At 34.1% G+C, this 17,764-nt stretch carries 20 protein-coding genes; 8 read left to right on the top strand and 12 right to left on the bottom strand.

What is annotated here, in order from left to right:
• Window positions 1-157: 157 nt before the first annotated feature.
• The 10 genes from RU93_RS02310 to RU93_RS02265 form a co-directional block, all read right to left on the bottom strand.
• Window positions 158-616: a hypothetical protein gene (locus RU93_RS02310; protein WP_071874004.1), complete on the bottom strand. Its 459-nt coding sequence runs from the start codon at window positions 614-616 to the stop codon at window positions 158-160.
• Window positions 617-689: 73 nt separating this feature from the next.
• Window positions 690-1,343 carry an ATP-binding cassette domain-containing protein gene (locus tag RU93_RS02305; protein ID WP_071874003.1) on the bottom strand — a complete coding sequence of 218 codons (654 nt, stop codon included), beginning with the start codon at window positions 1,341-1,343 and terminating at the stop codon, window positions 690-692.
• Window positions 1,340-1,975, bottom strand: a complete 636-nt coding sequence (locus RU93_RS02300; RefSeq protein WP_071874002.1) for a hypothetical protein — start codon at window positions 1,973-1,975, stop codon at window positions 1,340-1,342. The genes RU93_RS02305 and RU93_RS02300 overlap by 4 nt, the downstream gene beginning before the upstream one ends.
• The gene (locus RU93_RS02295) at window positions 1,959-2,759 is read right to left on the bottom strand and encodes a hypothetical protein (RefSeq protein WP_071874001.1); all 801 of its coding nucleotides are present in this window, start codon (window positions 2,757-2,759) and stop codon (window positions 1,959-1,961) included. Before RU93_RS02295 ends, RU93_RS02300 begins: the two co-directional genes overlap by 17 nt.
• Window positions 2,746-3,522, bottom strand: a complete 777-nt coding sequence (locus RU93_RS02290) for a hypothetical protein (RefSeq protein WP_071874000.1) — start codon at window positions 3,520-3,522, stop codon at window positions 2,746-2,748. Before RU93_RS02290 ends, RU93_RS02295 begins: the two co-directional genes overlap by 14 nt.
• A gap of 110 nt (window positions 3,523-3,632) precedes the next feature.
• Window positions 3,633-4,193: a hypothetical protein gene (locus RU93_RS02285; protein ID WP_071873999.1), complete on the bottom strand. Its 561-nt coding sequence runs from the start codon at window positions 4,191-4,193 to the stop codon at window positions 3,633-3,635.
• Window positions 4,190-4,819 carry an ABC transporter ATP-binding protein gene (locus RU93_RS02280; protein ID WP_071873998.1) on the bottom strand — a complete coding sequence of 210 codons (630 nt, stop codon included), beginning with the start codon at window positions 4,817-4,819 and terminating at the stop codon, window positions 4,190-4,192. Before RU93_RS02280 ends, RU93_RS02285 begins: the two co-directional genes overlap by 4 nt.
• Window positions 4,819-6,189 (bottom strand): hypothetical protein, encoded by a 1,371-nt coding sequence (locus tag RU93_RS02275; protein WP_071873997.1) that lies wholly within the window; start codon window positions 6,187-6,189, stop codon window positions 4,819-4,821. Before RU93_RS02275 ends, RU93_RS02280 begins: the two co-directional genes overlap by 1 nt.
• On the bottom strand, window positions 6,186-6,989 hold the full coding sequence (locus tag RU93_RS02270; protein WP_071873996.1) for a hypothetical protein: 804 nt from the start codon (window positions 6,987-6,989) through the stop codon (window positions 6,186-6,188). Before RU93_RS02270 ends, RU93_RS02275 begins: the two co-directional genes overlap by 4 nt.
• Before the next feature lie 66 nt (window positions 6,990-7,055).
• Entirely contained in the window at window positions 7,056-7,508 is a 453-nt protein-coding gene (locus RU93_RS02265) for a hypothetical protein (RefSeq protein ID WP_071873995.1), read from the bottom strand.
• Window positions 7,509-7,690: 182 nt separating this feature from the next.
• On the opposite strand from RU93_RS02265, the gene RU93_RS02260 reads away from it, so the two are divergent.
• The 3 genes from RU93_RS02260 (at window position 7,691) to RU93_RS02245 (ending at window position 10,439) form a co-directional block, all read left to right on the top strand.
• Window positions 7,691-8,998 (top strand): sensor histidine kinase, encoded by a 1,308-nt coding sequence (locus RU93_RS02260; protein WP_071873994.1) that lies wholly within the window; start codon window positions 7,691-7,693, stop codon window positions 8,996-8,998.
• Window positions 8,991-9,716, top strand: a complete 726-nt coding sequence (locus RU93_RS02255) for a LytR/AlgR family response regulator transcription factor (RefSeq protein WP_071873993.1) — start codon at window positions 8,991-8,993, stop codon at window positions 9,714-9,716. The genes RU93_RS02260 and RU93_RS02255 overlap by 8 nt, the downstream gene beginning before the upstream one ends.
• A 486-nt stretch (window positions 9,717-10,202) precedes the next feature.
• Window positions 10,203-10,439 carry a hypothetical protein gene (locus tag RU93_RS02245; protein ID WP_071873992.1) on the top strand — a complete coding sequence of 79 codons (237 nt, stop codon included), beginning with the start codon at window positions 10,203-10,205 and terminating at the stop codon, window positions 10,437-10,439.
• A 196-nt stretch (window positions 10,440-10,635) separates the two neighbouring features.
• On the opposite strand, the gene RU93_RS02240 is transcribed toward RU93_RS02245, so the two are convergent.
• Window positions 10,636-11,469 (bottom strand): Rgg/GadR/MutR family transcriptional regulator, encoded by an 834-nt coding sequence (locus RU93_RS02240; protein WP_071873991.1) that lies wholly within the window; start codon window positions 11,467-11,469, stop codon window positions 10,636-10,638.
• A 456-nt stretch (window positions 11,470-11,925) separates the two neighbouring features.
• Here RU93_RS02240 and RU93_RS12035 point away from each other — a divergent pair, with 456 nt between their 5' ends.
• From RU93_RS12035 to RU93_RS02220, 5 genes are all read left to right on the top strand, one after another.
• Complete coding sequence (locus RU93_RS12035) at window positions 11,926-12,138, top strand: hypothetical protein (protein WP_169818078.1); 213 nt, start codon at window positions 11,926-11,928, stop codon at window positions 12,136-12,138.
• A 75-nt stretch (window positions 12,139-12,213) separates the two neighbouring features.
• Window positions 12,214-13,032, top strand: coding sequence for a hypothetical protein (locus RU93_RS02235; RefSeq protein ID WP_071873990.1), 819 nt, complete (start codon window positions 12,214-12,216; stop codon window positions 13,030-13,032).
• On the top strand, window positions 13,022-13,786 hold the full coding sequence (locus RU93_RS02230) for a hypothetical protein (protein WP_071873989.1): 765 nt from the start codon (window positions 13,022-13,024) through the stop codon (window positions 13,784-13,786). Before RU93_RS02235 ends, RU93_RS02230 begins: the two co-directional genes overlap by 11 nt.
• Window positions 13,779-14,405, top strand: coding sequence for an ABC transporter ATP-binding protein (locus tag RU93_RS02225; protein WP_071873988.1), 627 nt, complete (start codon window positions 13,779-13,781; stop codon window positions 14,403-14,405). Before RU93_RS02230 ends, RU93_RS02225 begins: the two co-directional genes overlap by 8 nt.
• Complete coding sequence (locus RU93_RS02220) at window positions 14,395-15,006, top strand: hypothetical protein (protein ID WP_071873987.1); 612 nt, start codon at window positions 14,395-14,397, stop codon at window positions 15,004-15,006. Before RU93_RS02225 ends, RU93_RS02220 begins: the two co-directional genes overlap by 11 nt.
• A gap of 78 nt (window positions 15,007-15,084) precedes the next feature.
• Here RU93_RS02220 and RU93_RS02215 read toward each other — a convergent pair whose 3' ends face one another.
• The gene (locus RU93_RS02215; RefSeq protein ID WP_071873986.1) at window positions 15,085-17,691 is read right to left on the bottom strand and encodes a YfhO family protein; all 2,607 of its coding nucleotides are present in this window, start codon (window positions 17,689-17,691) and stop codon (window positions 15,085-15,087) included.
• Between the last annotated feature and the right edge of the window lie 73 nt (window positions 17,692-17,764).

Raw genomic sequence — 17,764 nt, 5'->3', positions numbered from 1 at the left:
AAACTTACAAAAAAATCGTTTTTTGATTTTTATTGAAAGTCAGCTTATTACCGAGTATCAGCTCGCCCATTCCCGTTCAATCAGGTGAATTGGTGAGCGCTTTGATAAGAGTAATAAAAAAGCATTTCATTTATATGCCAAAAAAAGAGCTGGGAATTTACAAATTCCAGCTCTTTTTTGCATAGTCGTACATTTCGTCCATTTCGGTACGACGATCGATGATTAATTGATTAATTTGTTCTTTAGGCATGTCAGATGGATTTTTCCCACTGTCATAATTTAAGGATTGATCAAGAATGACGGAATAAGTGACACCATCAGGACCTAAAATTTGAAGTCCGATTTCAGGTGTAGCGCCGACTGATGGCCAAATAATAAAGGATAAATCATCATTTTTATTTGTAATCGCTAAATTCCCAGTGAAGGTTGGATAGCTAGGCATCGCTACACTCAAATCATAATTATCCGTCATCAAAAAGTACTCGCCACTCTCATGCATGGGTACCGTTTTGGTATAAGGACGATAATTTAAGAAATAATTTCCAGCCCATGCAAGATGAAAGAGGAGAATGGCTCCGAATAATAGGCTTAGTAAAATTTTTGTTTTTTTCTTCATAATTGAATCACTCGCTTTGCACGTTTTTTGATTTCCTCATCGTGGGTGACGACAATCACCATTCGATATTTTTTTATTCACGCTTAACGAACTCCGAGCGATGACTTAACCGTCCTTCTGACATTTCCAAGAAGGTATCGGATAATACGGATAAATCGTCGTGGTTATGTGAAGCGATGATTATGATTCGATTGGGGGCTTTTAATTCGAGTACGAGTTTTCGAAAGCGTTCAATCGAGGCAAAATCGAGTGCGTTAGTTGGTTCGTCCATTAAGATGATTTCAGGTTTTTCAAAAATGGTTTGAGCGATAGCGAGTTTTTGATTCATTCCTAAGGAGAAGTCTTTCACTTTTGTTGGATCATCGGCTTTTAATCCAATAGCATTTAAAGCCCAATCAATATCGGCATCGGTTGCTGTCTTTTTAATATCGCGTAAAATTTGAAGATTGAGTTTCGCGTTAAAGGCTTCTTGTAGTTTAATATTTTCAATCATGAGACCGAGGCTTTCGGGGAAATCGATGTCTTTGGTAATAATCTTATCATTAATTTCAACGCTTCCAGAAGTAGGATAAATCAAACCAGATATTGCACGAAGGAGCATGCTTTTACCACTGCCATTTTCACCATAAAGACCATAAATCTTTCCAGGAGTCAGCTCAAGGTTGATGTCGTCTAAAATGGTTTTGTTGCGAATTTTTTTGGTGTAGTGTTTGAATGTAATTGTCATAATAGAATCTCCTGTTTTTTTATAAAGTGGCTAGTCAATAAGATTAAGAGTAAATCCACGACTAGGGTGATACCAATTGCTAGATAAACATTACCAGTTAAACGAATCGTGTGGATATAGCTCATCCACTGTGTATCAAAAGAATTTAGGAGCACAAACAGAATAACCATGAGCAAGAGAGAAATCGTTGCACTCATTTTTATTTCGATAAATGTCTGTAAAATAATAAAACCGTAAATCGCTAAAGTCTGTAAGATAAAGAAAGGAAGGACCTTAATTGAAAAATGACGGAAATACAGCGATGCAATTCCCAACATGAGTGCATTCATGCTAATAATACTTCGAAAATTATCCCATAAACAAATTAGGTACTGCTTTTGACGATTCTTTTGACGAATCAAAAAGACGACGCGTTTAAAGTAAAAGTTATCACGTGCTTGATCAAAAACAAGTAAATAAAAAATCATTTGAAAAAATAACGTATAAAGCAGTGATAATGGATTCGCAAGGATAAGCGGGAGGCCTTGAATCGTTTGATCAAAGACGGGTTCGCCGTAATGCGTGATATTTAAGATAAATAGGTAAATCAAACCTAAGCTATAGTAATAAAGACGGTTACTTTTCTTTGGCATTTAAGATAAAGTCCTTTCTTAGGAAGAGTAGGCGTTTCATAACTTCTAAGACTAGAATCAAGACGATTAGATACAAACTTTGAGTAACGAGGATTGAGAGCATCTCTGAAGTAACGGCAAAATCGTAATAATAAACCGCTTCGTGGAAAATATTAATACCCAATGCGCCGAGTGCATTCGCTGGTTCCCAGTACGTAAGATGCAAGGTAATCGGTGCAAAGTAATTGAATATTCCTAAAAGAGATGAAGCGATTATCGCCTTACCGAATGATAAAAAGAGTCCGTAAAAAGTTTGGAAAATTTGCGCAAGGGTTAAATAAAATAAAAAAACAATCAATAGCTGTGCACTAAAATAAAAAAGCATTCGTTGTGGGAAAGCCAATGCTTCTGGTAAAAATAACGTAGTGAAAAGTATTGTGATAAGAACCATTACAGAGGATAAAATTAGACTCATATTAATTGCTGCACGTGTGTTATCCCATAATATCTTTTTCTTTGAGCTGCGATAAAGCCAACTGTCTTTTAATGGACGCATTTTAATATAGAGAGCAGTGGAAAAGATAATAGAAAAGAAAATACCATGCATTCGTGCTTCAACAGCTCCTCCAAGTAATAGGTACAATGTAGTGGAACCGAGGAATTGGTCTTTTTGGTCTGCAAATTCAGAAAATGGGTTAAAGGCTGTGAGAGCAATGGAATTCCATAAATTGTAAATAAGAATCACCGCAATTAATCCAATAAGTAAAAGAGCAAAACGTGTTTGTCTTCGGTTATAAGTAGTCATTTGTTGCGTACCTCCGGATTAAAAGATAAATGATTAAAATTGTTGGAATCGTAAAAATGAGTAAAGCAACAATGGCATAGCTTAAACCATACTCTGTAAAGGGTTGGATGGCCATTGATAAGTCATAGGGAATGAACCACCAAATCAACCAATAAATCATCGAAAAAGAATAAACAACTTTTCGATTTGGAAAGACAAGTGCTAGCAATCCAATTAAAAGACACATCAGGAAAAAAATAATACAAGCAAAAAGGACATAAATCATATAAGTAATATTCGTGTGGGCGTAAACCCAAGTCCCTACTTTTTCCCAAGAAGTGAAAACTTCTAGCATTTCTGCATAACGCTGATCAAATACCGCTGTTGGTTTAGGAATTAATAATAAAACGATTAACGAATTTACAAGAAAACCCAAAGCAAAAAAAGAAGTTAACAGACTCGCATTCGTGATGCATTTTGTTAGAAGCCCTTTTTTCTTAGGGGTTCGAATTTGCTCAACTAAAAAAGCATTCGAAGTGCGCTCTTTAATGAAACGTTCAGCGAATAGTAAGAAGGCATAAAGTGGGAAAACCCAAAATAACAAAATCGCTGCGACATGCCCACGGCTATTGGAAGCCAGTATCATTTTTTGGGCAATAAAAGATAAGCCTAAAGTACTTTTAGAAGATAAAAAAATATCAGCCAATGTGATAATGCAAATAAATAATAAAAGAAGCCAAGGGTAGAGCAAGTGTCGATTTTTCTTTAATTCAATTGTAAACATATAAGTACCTACCTTTAAATAAGAGTAAAGCTGCTAAAATATAGGAGCTTTAGAAAATAAAATAAATATATTGTTAAAAACGAATAATAATATCCAACTCAGGAACGGAATCACATGGGAGAATCATTTTTTATGTTATAACGATAAACAGAATAACCTTCGATAGGGTCACCGCCTTGTACAGAAAAAATGGGTGATAGAAATAATGAAAAGGAATCACCAAGTTGATAAGAAGGATAATAAGGATCGCTATCATCGGAAACAATATCCGCAGTGACTTGTAAGCGAATTGATTCACCAGGCTTTAATATACCTTCTATTTGACTTAGAACTAAGTTATTAAAATCTTTTACTTCTTCATAAAATGCAAAGGTTTGATCTTTTGAAAGATCAATGGTTTCGTCTGAAATATTTTTAACAGAAAAAACAATAGGCGTATAAAGTTTATTAATTGAAAACTCTTCATCATAAGCATCATAAGAAGTTTTGATTTCTTCCAGTATAAGCTCGAAAGGTCCTATTGTTATTACTTGTCCAGGTTCCGCGCCCACTTCATTTATTTTATATTTGGAATTATCTTGATTCATTTGATAGATTTTTACACCGCCAAATATTCCAAGTCCAATAAAGAAGAGATTAATGAAAAAGAAGAAATATTTTTTATCCTTCATTGTTCGAGCACTCCTTCATACAAACGGTATTGGATGTCAGAAACATCATCAAGAAAATCCCTATCATGGCTGGTAACAATAATTGTCTTCCCTTCTATTTTCCCCTTTTTAATAATATCTGTAATTATATGAATCCCTTTTTCATCCAATGCGTTAGTAGGTTCATCCAGTAGTAGTAGTGTTTGATTTTCCATGATGGCTTGAGCAATTCCCAGGCGTTGTTTCATTCCTAGTGAGTATCGTTTAAATTTATCATTTTGGGCTGCAACTAAATCAACAGTTTCTAGAACAGCTTGAATTTCTTTTTCACCGATTAAATGTTGAATGGCTGCTAAAAATTGTAAATTTTCTTTTCCTGAAAATTCACCGATGAATTGTGGTGTTTCAATTAAAACACCAGTATGATGGGGATGTTCGATGTCTTTGCCAATGACTTGATCCCCGACTTTGATTTCTCCATTGTTATAGGGCATTAAACCTGCAATACACTTGAGTAAAACACTTTTTCCAGAACCGTTGACTCCAGCGATTCCAGTAACCTGACCTTTAGGAATGGTTAAAGAAATATTTGATAAAATTGTACGCCCGGATAATTTTTTTGTTAAATTCGTAATGATAATCTCCATCAGTATGTTCCTTTCTTTGTTATGATTCTTCGAAAAATAGTTAAATTACCAAATAAAGTGAGATAAGCGCTAATGATGAGTGATACTTCTAACCAACTGTTTTGTTCACTTGAAATCCATTGATTCAACATTGTGATACCAACAAATGTTCCTTTACCAGTAAAGAGAAGGATTAATAGTCCCATAGTAATGACCAAAAAACTAACAGCTCCGGAAAAGAACATAGACAAATATTCATAGCAAAGTCCGGTTAAATAAAGATGGCTGAAAAATAGCATCATGTATAAGAGAAGATTTTGTGGAGTTCCAAAGATATTTTTAATCAACCATGTTTGTTCGAACAACATTGGAATAAAGATGAATACCATAAAGAAAAGCATTGTCCAAATGAGTAAGGAAAGATCTTTGCTTTTTTGAAAACAATGATTACTAATTCGCATACGAATAAATTGCCCATAGAGACGCCAGTCGTCTGAACGAACCGAGGATAACAATACAAGATAGCTTAGTAGAAAACAAAACCAGATTAAAGGAAAAGAGTAGAAATCTCCTTGGAAGATAGCGTCAAATCCTTCTCGACTGATACCTTGAAAAAAATATAATAAATACCAACGTAGGGGTGATATATCTGATTGCTGAAAGTAAAAGTAAAGCATTAAACCAAACAGAACAGAAAAGAAAAGTAGAAATCCTCTCCATTCTTTTATTCGAATGCGTAAGTCCCTATCAATTAACGCGATTCCAATAGTAGAAATAACAGTGCGCAACCATATAGCTAAAAAAATTATTAAATATGATAACGTGTAAAAGCTAAAGTAATCAAGCGTAATGTAGGTTGGTTTGAGTCCAATCATTTTAAAGATCCATTCATCAAACAAATAAAAATCGATGATGAATAGTATGATAAGTGTGAATTGCAGGATGGTTGTGTGCCAAGATTTTTTTAGATGTAGTAAAACATAACTAAATATAAAATAAAATATCCATTGATTTATCAAAATTTGAAAAAGTGTTTCAAGCGATGTATTTTTCCAATTATTTTGATAAATTGCAAACAGCAGTCCTACTAAATAAAAGACAATAAAAAAAGTAGAGCTAGTAAATAAAGCATAAAAAAAACGGGATTCATCTTTTATTCGTTTTTTCATGCGAATTTGAGTAAAAGAGCCATAGTGGTATTCAGTAATAGCATAATGATAGATTAAATAGATAGGATAGATGAATACTGCAAAAATGAATGAGTCTTCTAAAAAAGAAAAATAAGTATAATGATTGATTATTAGATAAAAATAAAAACAAATAGCGGAATACGGTAATAATAAAAGAAGTTTCTTCTCATGACGAAGTAAGACTAAAAATTGCTGACTCATGATATTTGACCTCTTTTTTTTACGTAGTACATGAAAAGAAAGAGAGCTAATAATCCGAAACTAGCTATTAGGGCTAATATTGGGAAGAAATAAACATTATTACTACCAGAAGATACAACGAGAAAACCAAGTGGAGAGAGCGAATAATCACCCGGAATTAAAAATAAAACTAAAGGAATCAACAAAGATAAAGCAAACAGATAAATTGTTTTTTTGATAAATAGTCCGAGTAGTAAAATCAAGTTACTAATTAATATGGCTATAATACCTGTTAATAAAACATATACAATAATATTTAGAAAGGGATGTTCGAGGAACAAGTTTTTAGCGATTGTGCCATTTTCTCTAGGATAAGCACGCATATAATCGGCAAAGCGATACGGTTTTAATGCAGGATAGCGCAGTGCATTAAAAAAAACATTGAATAGTAATGGAATCGTTGCTAAGCCAAATGCTAATAAACTGTTCACACTTAAAAGTGAGAGGAGATACTTTTTTCTATTCTTTCGAATGATTTGTATGTAGTCGTATTGACTGTGACCTTCACGATTTAAATAAAAACCCATAGGTAAAGCTGTTAGCGGGAAAACAGAAAATAAGTAGAGAAAGGGAAAGAAAGAGTTCCCATCATTCGATAAAATCCAAGCATAGTACAAACTCGTTGGATAAGCGTTAGGATTGATTAACTGTTCCGACCAAATATTACTGAAAAATTGACCGAGACTAATTAACATTAAAATCAAAAAAGAAAAGAGGAGTATTTTTTCTTTTAGTACTTGTTTTATACGAAATATAATCATGAGAGGAACCTCCAAATATTTAAAATCTATACAAATAATAGAAGAAGAGTAAGTGTTATTTAGTATTTAAGGTAAGACGATTACTCCACTTTCATAGGTATAGTCAGGTGACCATTTACCTTTAAATGTTAGTTTGGATGCTGTTGAACGCTCACCTCTAAAGCGTACAGGAACTCGCTCGCCAAAATTTTCAACAGCATAATTATAAACTTCATAACACTTTCCTTTTTCAACGGTGCCTCCACTACCAGTATTAACATATTTATCCCCATTAAAAACTTGGGGTTTTATCTTAAAACTACTGCGGCTAGAATCAGATGTAGAGGTTACACTGATATACATCGATGATTTAGTATCTTTTGGATAAGCTGCTGTATAAGTCATTGCTAAAGGACCAGAGGACGAAAAAGTATAGCTTTTATCAATGGTATCTGCTAAGGCAGTTCCGATTCCCATTAAAAGGATACTAGCCAATGTTGCGATAAGTAAAACGTTTGATTTTTTTCTTTTCTTAATCATATTTTATCCCCATTTCTTCTATATGAATAGACTATATATCAAAAAAATAATAAAAATACCCCTTTTACCTGAACGGTCGAAAATGACACCTAAACGGTAAAAGTTAAGAGGGTTTTTATTATTCAAGAAGCGAATATGATATAATAAAAACAATAATATCATTTAAGGAAGAAGTTGTAGCTGTGATTTATGCCATTGATCTTTTGAATATAATTGATACGTTTGTGGCGTTTACCATACTCGATCGTTTGTCAATGAGAAACAAGAAGGTAAGTATAGGTGCGATCATTTTATTATTTATTGTTATTAGTTTGCAGCTTAAACTAGTTATCCCCGTCGTTTCAGAACTTTTTTTTGTGGTACTCTTAGTTTCCTTGTCTTATATGAATCGACGAGAACAACCGATAGGGATTACTTTATTTCATTTTGCTATCGCTTTTGGTGTTTTTAAATTAAACAACTTCTTATTTTATCCAAGAGAAGTCTTAATTTTTTTAGGATTAAAAGCGAGTGAATGGCAAATAATGTTGTATGCGTTGTTCACAATCGGGATAGGCGTTGCTACAAGTCTCCTCGTTCGAAAATATATTACTCAACAAATGAATCAGTTGTGGAAACAACGAATGGGGTATCTGTTATTTGCAGCACTATTAATCAATCAATTTGTCATTCTTGTTCAATATTTAACAAAAATCCCGATAGAATCTGAAAGGTATATCTTAATAGAGATGACGATCTCTTTTTCTATCTTGTTGATGGGCATCTTTACCTTAAGTGTTCTAATTTTTTCAAGTAATCAAAAATTAGCTTTTGAGACAAAAGAAAAGGAAATCAAACAACGGGCGATGCAATTATATATTCATGACATCAGTAAGCAAAATCAGGTTAGTCGTCAATTTAAACATGATTATATCAATATTTTATCTTCATTAGAATGCTACATTGAAGCGGGTGATATGGCTGATTTGAAGGTATATTATGAAGAAACAATTCAATCAACCGATCAATTACTTGATATCGACAGTACTCGATTAGCAGATTTACAAAGAATGGACCATTTAGGACTGCGTAGTTTATTGATAATAAAACTCTTATTAGCCCAAGAAAAAGGTGTACAAGTCCATTTAGAAATCGAAGCGATGAGTTGGCAAGTTAAGGTCGATGAGATTGCTTTGATTCGTGTCGTCGGGATTTTATTAGACAATGCAATTGAAGAGTTAGAATTGCTCGGACAAGGAAGATTAGATATCGCGTTTTTTTCTAAGGGAAATGAAATCCAATTGATGATTCGTAATACAGTGCGAACAATCATTGAGCCACTTTATCAATTAAAAGAACCGGGATTTTCAACGAAAGGTGACGGCCGAGGGTTGGGACTTTCGACAGTCGAAACATTAGTCAATCAATCATCGATTCTCTTTCTTGAAACAACGATTGACTCCAATTATTTCTTGCAAAATTTAACGATTGTAGGGGGAAGCGATGCTTGAAATTTTTATTTGTGAAGACAATCTAGCGCAAAGAGCCCATCTTGAACAGTTGATTCAACAAGCAATTGTCTTGAACGATTGGGAGATGATGTTGCGTTTGAGTACAGAGAGTCCATTAGAAATATTGGCTTATCTGGAAAAACATCCACAAACGCAAGGAATTTATTTTTTAGATGTCGATTTAAATACCAAAATGAATGGGATTCAATTAGGTGCGGAAATTCGTAATCGTAATCCACATGGGAAAATTATTTTTATTACGGCCCACAATGAGTTATTGCCATTGACGTTTCAATATAAAGTGGAAGCAATGGATTATATTGCGAAAGATAATCGAGAAGAAACCAAGCTGCGAGTGACGGAAGCTTTGCGACAAGCCAATCAGCATCATCTGTTAGTAGCGGAGTCTGTAGATGAACGAATCCGATTTGAAATAGGCAATCGAATTCGTTGGGTTGAATTGTCTGAAGTAATGTTCATTGAGACAGTTCCCGGAAATTCTCACAAACTAATCTTACATTTGAGAAATGGGTCAGTCAGTTTTCTGGGGAATTTAAAAGAAATCGAACAACTTTCACCTGCTTTTTACCGGGTTCATAAATCTTTTATTGCAAATAAACAGAATGTTGCTGAGATTGATCAAAAGAATCGCGAATTGATTTTTAATAATGGAGAAAGGTGTCTCGTTGCTAGAAAACAATTGAAACAACTAATTTGACCGTTCAGGGGTGAAATTCAACCGTTTAGGGATAAATTCGTTTCGATGGAATCTTTTGTTGTATGATGAGATAAAAATATAAGAGGTGTCGTTCATGCAAAAGATTCATTTTAGCAGCGTTAGTATTATCGATTGGATTAGGTAGCGCACAAGTTGGCTACACAACAGAATATGTACATAAAGAGGAGTTACAGACTCGAGCTAGCCCGATGAGCGCTTTATTTGAAAATTAACCTCCTAAAACATACAAAGGAATGACGTTAATTAAAGTTGAGAAAATTTCTGGAGGTTATAGAGGATGGTACGTGTAATCCTCTATATTGTTACGGCGCTATTAATTATTTTAACGATTTTTGGTCCGCAAGAAGATCGTTACTAGTTAGTGTTTTTGATGGAGTTGTTTATTTGTTTGCTGATTTTAATCTGTTTGACAGCCTTTGAAAAAGGTGGTACGCGTTTTATCTCCTAATACTCCTATTTTTTGTTGTGCTACATTGCACACCTACAATCGCACTCAGAACCAATCTTTTCTTTGATGGGTATTTTAAAGAGGCACTGACTTCAGGAATCATTGCGATTGAACGGCCAAATAATGAAGTCACGTCGTTATTTTATCAGGTCAATCAAGATCCGGTTGAAAAAGCGACAAATGGTCATTTAGTGACTTATAAAGTGGAACAAAAAATTTGGCTTAACTTTGCTTCTGATTATGGTGAAGTGTAATTAAAAATAAAAATTCGTACATCAAAAATTATTTAAGATTTTCGATGCACGAATTTTTTATTTAGTTTTTTTTAAGATCTTTTTGTTTCTGCCATTTTCACAAAAAGTTTGCAACACATCAGCATAGCGGGTTTCACCAATAAATCGAAACGATTCAATCACTTGAGAACGGAACTTTATCTCTTATTTGAAGAAATTATTTACGAAACATTTGTTCAATTTCTAAAAAATTATTTGCTAAATCATCATAACCGAGAGAATGTAACCAATTATAAGTGAGCGTAGTATCAAAAAGCTGGTGATTATTTTTTAAATCTGTAAAAAATCTCCAGAAAATTCTTCCTAATATATAATCAGAATCCATTGTGCTTTCAAATAAATCTGATAAATATTGGTCTAATAACGATAATTTATTTCGTTCAAAGCATAAAATAATGGAATTTAATAAAAAACGAATTTTAAGATGTTTGAATTTATCAATGTGAGAGAATTGATTCATTTTACGTAAGACGAAGCTATACTGTTGTTCAATAAATTCGTCGTTAAATAGATATAAACTATTTGCATACAATGCAAATTCAAAAAAACCCCACGTTTCGATTTTTGCTAGATATTCTTTAATAATTTGACTTTCTTTGGTTAGATCAATCGCCTTTTTATTGACTTTATGTTGAAGGATTTTTCCTAAGCAATAAAGATACAGATAGTAAAAATCATTCGATTGCAGATACTCATCATGGAGGTTTTGTAAATAAGAATCACCCGTTTGTAGGTTGAGTACTTTGTCTATAAAATTTTTTCTTGCTTCATCTTTTTTAGATAGGAGATTTTCATGTTTATAAAATTGATATTCTTCGAGAGAGACATTCATTCGATTGAGTAAATTAATTAGCATTTCAGTCCTCATATCGAGATCTTCGCTTTCAATCCTAGCTAAAGTGCTACGAGAATAGTGCATGCCAACTAGTTTTTCCTGTGTAATATTTCTTTCTTTTCGTAATTTTCTAATTAATTTACCATCTTTTATCATATAAGACTCCTTTTTGTCCAATTATCGAACAAATTGAAAGAAAAATGTTTCGAATCGATATAATTGGGTTGCGTTAGATTTTTTAAGAAAATATGGAAAGAGATGAGTTAGATGGATTCTTATTTAGCTATTTGGTTTCTTATTAACCCAAGAGATTAATTTCGGAATATTATTTTCTTGTTTTTATTTTAAAATATATAAAGATTGTAAGCAAGTAGAATATGAAATCAACATTTATTAGTATGGATAAGGAAAAGGAGTGTTTATAAAATGAAGAAACAAACAAAGAAAAAATTATTATTAGGTGCGTTTGCTGCCACCGTCATTGCAGGGGGATCGGCGGAAATCGTTGGTGCTAGACAGATAGGTGAATGAATTAATTTTAGAGTAACGAGTAATAGAAACGCAACATCAACATTAAAAAAAATGAATAGTACAAATACAATTTTGAATTTAATGGATACTGTCGGAGGAAAAAGAGAGGATGTAACAAATTATAACTCAAATACCGGAAAAAGTGTGGGGTCAGCACAAGTTTGGACAGCGACTAGAGGCTCGTTTTATGCTGATTCAGCAGCTGGTAGATCTTATTATTTAAAGCTATTTAATAAAAAATTGTTTCAAGATAACTTCACTATTTACGGTTCGTGGAGCCCGGACTCAAATTAATAGAAACAAGCACTAGAAGGTGGATACAGTCAACCATCCTTCTAGTTTTTCATTGAAATATAAGGATGTGTCTTTGTGTACAATAAACGAATTTTTCTTAATAAAAAGTTACTTTTAATCTTAGTAGGATTTCCACTATTCGTATTTACTTGCTACATCATTTTTGATATTCTTCCAGTTTGGGACGTCTTAACGGGACCCGATCAATACAATGCGGAGAAAAATTATAGTTTGAGGCAACAATTTATCATTGCAAGTTTACGATGGGGAAATATTAATAATCATGCAGCTAATTTAACGGTCGTGTATCCTTTTTTGATTTTAATAGGCTTAATGAATTTCAAAGAAGATTTAATGTCTTATTTTATTATCGGGCGACACCGATTTAAAAACTATCCTGTGAAGTTGCTTCAAGCCATCGTTAGTTATTCAGCTATCATTGCTCTAACCGTGACAGTGAGTCATTTGTTGACATATTTTCTTTACTCACTGATTACGCCAGTGACTCACGATATCACTTTAGAGTCAACGGCTTATATTTTTAATTTTTTATTACCAAGTGATTTCTTTGAGGGGCACCCGCTTTATTATTATTTATCCATCACATTATTGAATGATTTACCGATTATTTTTTCATTTTCGATCTTATTCTCCGTGTTTACGTTATTTACGAAAGAAAGCATGTACGCTTTTATTTTGGTTCCATTGGTGTTTAGTTATCTCTATTATTTTATGAGTACGAATTTTGAGCTTCCTTATATGGATCTATCTGTTCCTTTTTTAGGCTACTATAGTAAAATTACGGAGATCTGGAAGTATACCTTTCTTCCTTTAGTGCTAGCAGGGACTGGATTCATTGGGTACTTTAAGTGGGGAACACAACATGACGTTTAAACTTAACTATTTTATGAAAAATATTGGATTAATCACAGGGATCTTGTTATTGATGACTTTTAATATACCCAACAACATTTTCTCTGATATGATCTATAACTGGGATGTTACGGTGAATAATTGGGATGTCATGCATCTCTTGCTAGGATTCTATTCGTCTTCTGTGGACGCGACTCATACTTATCTTGACTTAACAAATACGCAACAACTTTTTTTACCTGTGATTTTTCAAATATTAGGTATTATTGCGACGATTCGATTTTTACGCTATCCGCTATCGTTTCATCTCTTTATCAAACAAAGAGCATCGAGTAAATGGGATTATTTCTTATTTTTTTTCAAGAAAATGATGTTTGATGCCGTCATTTACACGATCTCGCTAATCATAAGTTTGAGTGTGATTCTCTATACATCACCTATACTCTCAACCGAAAGTTCTTTTAACTATCAAGAAGGAAACTTTAAATTAAAACTATTTACGTATGCAGTACTGTTTTTTATCATGCTAATCGTTGCGAGTGTGTTTATTTTTATCGGGTACATACAAAATCAAGCACTGCTATTTTTGCTTATTACAGTAAGTATCTTAACAACTTTAAACGTTCTCGATCGAGTCGTCACTGCGGTGAATCTTATCCTTTTCGATGGGCAATTTTTCTTTATAGATAGTTTCTTTTTTTGGTTGGTTTTATTAATGATAGAAGTGATGTACTTAAGTCGAATGAAGATAAGACAGGAGAGTTATAATGATTAAATTGACAAATGTTTCAATTGAGATGAACAAAAGTAGTATTTTAAAAGAGATCAACCTCTCGATTATCGATGGGAAATGTTATGGTATTATTGGTCGAAATGGTTCTGGTAAATCAGTTTTATTTAAAGCCATTGCGGGTTTTATTCCAATACAAACAGGGGAAATATGGATTGATAGCCATCGAGTAATGGAAGGTACATTCTTGAATAATATGGGGATTATTATTGAAAGTCCTAATTTTATCAACCATTTTACGGCACTAGAAAACTTAACTTGTTTAGCCGAGATTCAAAGAAAAATTCATAAAGAAGAGATCTTAACTACTTTAGAAAAAGTTGGATTGGGAGAGGCGATTCATAAAAAGTATAAGTATTTTAGTTTAGGTATGAAACAACGGCTACGAATTGCGCAAGCGATTATGGAAAATCCTGCCTATTATATTTTAGATGAACCGTTTAATGGCTTAGATGAGCACGGGGTACAAGAGGTCTATCAAATCATTCAAGAATTAAAGCGTTCAGGTAAAACGATTCTCTTGACAAGTCACGACGAAAAGGATATTCAAACCTTATGTGACAGTGTTTTTGAGATTAAAGGAGGTTTAATACATGAAATTTAAAACAGTTGTTTTTCTTATGATTGTATTATCAATAGTCACCGGTTGTAGTATAAAAGAAGAAATAAATGAAGCACAGCGTATTGTGTCGTTAGAAGATGAAGCCAATCGAGAACGCTTCAGTGAAGAAGATCAAGCAATTAAGGACGAGTTAATGTTGACGTCTGGCGTGTTTCAATTCAATATCTCACAGTACTTAAAGTTTATTGAAAAAGATTCTTCTATAAGCATGGAGAAGAGAAGTAACAATGGATTTGATGAGTATCGTATTATCTATGCCGGTGGTGATGTTATCGAAAATATTACTGCTAAAGTAGATGAGAATTATCCGATTTCTTATAGCGTGGATGTTATTGGGACTTCTGAAAAAATAGCGAACACCAATGTGACGCCTGCTGAATTGGCTTTTAACTTGGTGAGTAATTTCTTAATGGATGCTCAAATCACGAATAAGCCACTCGAAATGGTCATCAATTATAATCCAAAAAAACAAGGAGAGTATAAAATCACAGAGAATGTAATTTTGATTGTTGAAGAAGGTGAAGGTCAAGAAGAAGACAAAGGATTAATTTTCAAATTAATGATTACGAGAACAACAGAATAAAGAGTTGACTGTCATTCATTTTTCTAAACAAAAATTCGTGTATCAAAAATCATTTGAGATTTTCGATGCACGAATTTTTTAGTTAATCTGTTTTAAGTTTTGTTGTTTCTCCCATCGTTGCCAAAAGATAAAGAGGGCGATACAGCTAATGAATAGGAACAAGCCGATTAAGAAGCCTTGTGGTAAGAAGCTTAAAACAATGTTATTAGTACCGGATTCAAGAGGAATGCTGACGAATCCGCCTTGGAAGGCTTCGATGTCCACTTTTTTACCGTTGACTTTGGCACTCCAACCTTTGTCGTAAGGAATGGTTGTCACAAGTTGTTGGGCTTCTTTGACATCTACGCTGCCTTTGACTTTACGATTGCTGACGGTTAGATTGGTACTTTGTTGTTGGAGTTGATTCATTGTGCGACTGTAAGCTTCCGTATCCAGTGTTAAAACTTGTGGCGTTTGGAAGGAAACGTCTGACGTTCCATAAAAACTTGCAGTAAACTGGAAAGTCGTCTCTTCCGGATAGTAACCTAAGTTGTAATATTGACCGTTAATATTGATTTGTGTTTTTCGTTGCTCGCCGTTGACGGTAATCGTTACGTTCGAGCTTTTTAATTTGCCAAAGTTGGAAGGATACAAACTCAAGTAAGCTTGGCTGTTAGCGGGAACGGTGACTTCCCAAGTTATTTCTTTGGCAATATTGGGTTCAATTTCGGTAAAGGTTGTACTGTTCCCAGCATCATTGATCGTTGTATTTTTACTATTGATTACCGAAATTGGGTGGAAATTGAAGAAGTTCTCATTTAACCCACTTAGGCTATTAAAAAGCGCTGTTTGATTCCCTAGATTATCATTCTCGCTTAAGGAAACCGTTAAACTTTCTTTTGGTGCAAGAAAAGCAAGGGGTAAGGCATAATCATTTTTGTAAAGTCGATAATTCTCTTCTTCGCCGATTTTATGGAACCCGTATTTTTGCACATCTGTTTTAGAAATGAGGTATTCAATACCGACAAAACTATCCATTAATAACGTATTATTCGGATAGCGAATGTTTAAATTTGTCCCTCGCGAACGGAAGCCAAGTTTATTCAAAAGACTCGATGAATTCCGATTGCGAATGGAGGAAAACTGACTAACACCACTATAATTGTAATTGAGGCCATCATTGGCTGAGACGGGATCTAAGTTTTCTAGTCGATAGAATCCGTCGCTCTCTGCGGCCGCTTGATTAACCAGTGTCTTAATGGGTTGATGTGGTGCGGTATACAAACTACGTGAAGCATAATTCCAATCCTCTAAAATCCCCATCACCATACCATGTGTATTGAGTGCCATTTCGCATGAAACAAATAGTAATAAGAAAATCGTAAAGCGCTTCAAGGAGAATAGCTTGAGTTGATACAAGCTGAATAGTAAGAGATACACGATTAAGAAAACAATCGTTAATAAAAAAGATTGGACATTTAAATAAGTGTATTGATCTTTCGGAATTAAACCATAGGCGATGCTAAAAGCGATGATGAGTGTCAAAATTAAACCTAAGAAAAGCCCGTAATCGTCTTTGGTTAGTTGTTCCCAGCCGTAACCGGCGAGCATTAAGAGAAAGAACGAAAGTAAAAAAGCATAGCGGAATAAAAACATATTTGGCGCATGCATCCCATGCCAGAAAAGATTCAGTGGCACGATGTAGAAACTGGCAATCATGGTACCGAATAAAACGAGTGAAAGTAATTTATCTTTTAAGGCGATGCGTTTTGAAACAAAATATAAAAGCACAAAGACCAATGGTAAAACACCGGCGTAAATAAAGGGAATCGAACCGTATTTGGTCGTATCATACACACCAATCATGTTTTTAATGAAGAAATCGAGTGCACCCGTTGCTTCCGTTTTAAATTTGGTAATCTCAGTTAAGGCTTCACCGTTTGAACGCAAATCAAGAAACATCGGTAAAATCATGACCATCGACGCGCCACCAGCTAATAGTGAAGTTCCAAGATAAGGCAAGATTTGTTTTTTCCCTGTTTGCCATTGTCTGAAGACACGTAAAAAGAAATACAAGAAAGAGAAAACGCCAATCATAAAGCCCATGTAGTAATTGGATAAAAAGAGTAATAAATAACTGACGAATAAGAGAACCGGTTTTTGTTTTTCCAGTAATCGATTGATACCCCAAATCACGAGTGGAAGATAGATGAACGCGTCAAGCCACATCACCAGTTCCGAGTGGGCCGTCACAAACGACATCAGCGCATAACAGACGGCTAAGGCGACATGATTCCAACGCCCAATCTTGAAGGTATGCTTGGCATAAAACCAAAAGGCTAAACCAGCACTTCCGATTTTAAGCAGGGTAATCAGATAGAGCGCATCAGGCATCCATTGATTCGGAAAAAGCAAAACAATGGGCGTAAAGAAACCACCTAAATAATAGGACATTAGTGCCCAATAATTCAGGCCAAGCGATGCATTCCAAGTGTAAAAGAAACTTTGCTTACCAAGCATCGCGTTGCGAAAACTCGCATGGAAATTCGAAAACTGGGAAAAAGCATCACTGGCTAACACACTGCGACTACTGCCAGGATAAATCCCCATCGTTAAATAAATCAGCGCCATGATCCCAAAAGGAATGAAAAAACTTGCCAGTAAATAGCGTTTATTTTCTTTGATAAATGGTCGAATCTGTTGCAAAGAAAGACCTCCTTTAAAACGATTTTTGTCTTGTCACTATTTTACCATAGACGAAAGCAAAGGAAGAAAGAAA

This window comes from Enterococcus aquimarinus (genome assembly GCF_001885765.1).
GTDB classification, from domain to species: Bacteria; Bacillota; Bacilli; order Lactobacillales; family Enterococcaceae; genus Enterococcus_I; species Enterococcus_I aquimarinus.
The sequence above is the reverse complement of the archived record's forward strand: the minus strand, read 5'-3'. Positions and strand labels throughout refer to the sequence as shown.